Source organism: Rosettibacter sp. KY25 (assembly GCF_057554405.1).
This window is the reverse complement of the sequence record NZ_BAAJAO010000055.1, coordinates 1-2700: the sequence shown is the minus strand read 5'-3', so window position 1 is coordinate 2700 and position 2700 is coordinate 1. Positions and strand designations below refer to the sequence as shown.

The 2700-nt window shown below is 32.4% G+C and carries 1 protein-coding gene and 1 CRISPR repeat array; the gene reads right to left on the bottom strand.

Annotation, left to right across the window (positions count from 1 at the left end):
* Positions 1-314: 314 nt before the first annotated feature.
* Positions 315-1946 (bottom strand): IS1182 family transposase, encoded by a 1632-nt coding sequence (locus tag AC27L2_RS13745; protein WP_487212342.1) that lies wholly within the window; start codon positions 1944-1946, stop codon positions 315-317.
* 129 nt (positions 1947-2075) lie between these two features.
* Positions 2076-2650: a CRISPR direct-repeat array (repeat unit 46 nt; unit sequence GTTGTGATTTGCTTTCAAATTTTTTCTTTGACATATTGTAACCAAG).
* Positions 2651-2700 lie beyond the last annotated feature (50 nt).

Sequence of the window (2700 nt, the reverse complement as noted above, 5' to 3'; positions counted from 1 at the left end):
CGCCTCTGGCGGATTGTAACCAAGGAAATACAAATAAAAGTTTATTTGGAATGTGTTGTGATTTGCTTTCTCCCGACTTTGTCGGGATTCTTTGACATATTGTAACCAAGTAAAAGAATTATAACCACTCATCTTTACAGTTGTGATTTGCTTTCTCCCGACTTTGTCGGGATTCTTTGACATACCTGTCCGCTTCTGGCGGATTGTAACCAAGGAAATACAAATAAAAGTTTATTTGGAATGTGTTGTGATTTGCTTTCGGGGCTGTCTAAAAAGTAATTTTTATTAGTTACCATAAATAATAGTCAATATATTCAATTGACCATCAGTCCCAGCTTTTTAATGTTATGTGATATGGCTACTAATCCAAATTCTACATTAACTTTTTCAATGCCCCTTAAATAAAATCTCTTAAATCCTTGATTATGTTTTATATCTCCAAATACTGTTTCTACATCTACACTTCGTTTTTTTCTTAGCTCTTTTCCCAACGGCGATAGTAAATTCTCCCTGGCTTTCTTTTTATACTTTTCTAAATTTTTATTCATATGTATTGTTCTGCCTTCCTTGGATTTACTACATTGCTCCAAAAACTTGCACCCTTTACACTCCTTCCCTTTATATATTCTGATTGTTTGTAAGTATCTATTATCTGTTCGTTTTTTTTGTTCTTCATAAAAGTCTAATTCTTTCCCTGCTGGACAGTAATATTTATCTTCCCTTTCATTATATATAAAATTCTCTCTATGAAATCTCTTCTTCTTATTATTTCCTTTCTGCTCTTGATGAAAAATACCATACTTCAAGTAATTCTCTATCCTCCGTTTTTCTACATATCTATAATTCTCCTCTGAACCATATGCACTATCTCCAATGATCCTTCGGGGATATTTACCTCCTGTCTTCTCTTCTAATTTTTTGATGTGCAATATAAATCCGTCTGCCTCTGATGGCTTTTGATGTACACTATAGTTAACTATTAGTTGGTCTTCACTCCCTATTATTACATTGTATGCCGGTATTAATTGATTTGTTTTTGTTAAGAAAAATGTCGCATCTTCATCTGTCTTCGAATAACTCCCTCTGCCTTTTAATTTCCTTTCTTGTTCTTCATACTTCTCCAATCTTGGTATCAGCTTTTTATTTATTTCTTCTACTGTCTTCTTTATCTTTTTTTTCTTTTTATCCTTTCCTTCCTCTTTCCCTATTTCGTTGATTATTTCATTTAATTTTTTTACCTCTTCTTTTATTTTCTCACTACTAATTTCCTCTGCCTCCTCTCCTAATTCTTCTAAGTCTTTATCTCCATATCGCTTATTCTCTTCTTCGTTTATCTCTTCTATCTGTTTTATCAACTCTTCTATCTTTTCCTTGACTGTCTTCTTATACCTCTTCGTGTTACTTGCCCATACATAGCTATATTTATTTGCATTGGCTTCTATCTTTATCCCATCTATAAAATAGTTCTCCAATTTTATATACTTGTTCTCTGTTAAAAATATTACCATTGATGTAAATATTTTATCTATTACTTTCTTCAGTCTCCCTGAACGAAAGTTATTTATTGTCCTGAAATCAGGCTTCTGCATCCCTGATAACCACATGAAGTTTATGTCCTCTCTCAAGGCTTTGGCTATTCGCCTTGATGTATATATCTTCATTACATATGCATATACTAATACCTTCAATAACATTAATGCATTGTATGCCTTCCTACCTCCACCCTTATATGTCTCTATCAATGCCTCTATGTTCATTTCTCCTATTACTCTGTTGACTACCCTTACCAGGTGATTCTCCGGTATCATCTCTTCTAATGATGGCGGCAACAACATCATCTGGTCTTGATTGTATTCTATAAAACCAGGTTTGCTTGCTTTCTTTTTCTTTCGTCTTCTCATTTTAGAGATTTCTTCTTCATTTTTTTCTTTAAAGGGAGAATCCATCTTTCTTTTCTCTTTTATTTTTTCCTTTTCTCTCTCTTATTACTCAATTTTTATTCCTAACTTTTTAGACAGCCCCTCTTTGACATATTGTAACCAAGAAAACCCTCTTCAGAGACGTAACAAGAATTCGTTGTGATTTGCTTTCAAATTTTTTCTTTGACATATTGTAACCAAGAGAAGCGTGGCTAATATCTCGTTTATATGAGTTGTGATTTGCTTTCAAATTTTTTCTTTGACATATTGTAACCAAGTAATTACTGATGATACACAACTAAAAATTAGTTGTGATTTGCTTTCAAATTTTTTCTTTGACATATTGTAACCAAGGCCAATCGGCGCTGATGAAGCAGCTAAGTGTTGTGATTTGCTTTCAAATTTTTTCTTTGACATATTGTAACCAAGTATTGCTAATTTGCTAAGAAAATAGCTTGAGTTGTGATTTGCTTTCAAATTTTTTCTTTGACATATTGTAACCAAGTGCTACTTTCTCTTTGTCCTAAGTCTCTTGTTGTGATTTGCTTTCAAATTTTTTCTTTGACATATTGTAACCAAGAGATAAGCAATCTTTATACGATACACTTGAGTTGTGATTTGCTTTCAAATTTTTTCTTTGACATATTGTAACCAAGACTTGTGAAAGTTAAACAAACAGGAGCAAGTTGTGATTTGCTTTCAAATTTTTTCTTTGACATATTGTAACCAAGTCTTGTTTTTATAACAATCATTACGTACAAGTTGTGATTTGCTTTCAAAT

Bases quoted from the DNA above. Each gene is read 5' to 3' on its own strand.
- AC27L2_RS13745 (WP_487212342.1), bottom strand. From the start codon at position 1,946: ATGGATTCTCCCTTTAAAGAAAAAAATGAAGAAGAAATCTCTAAAATG.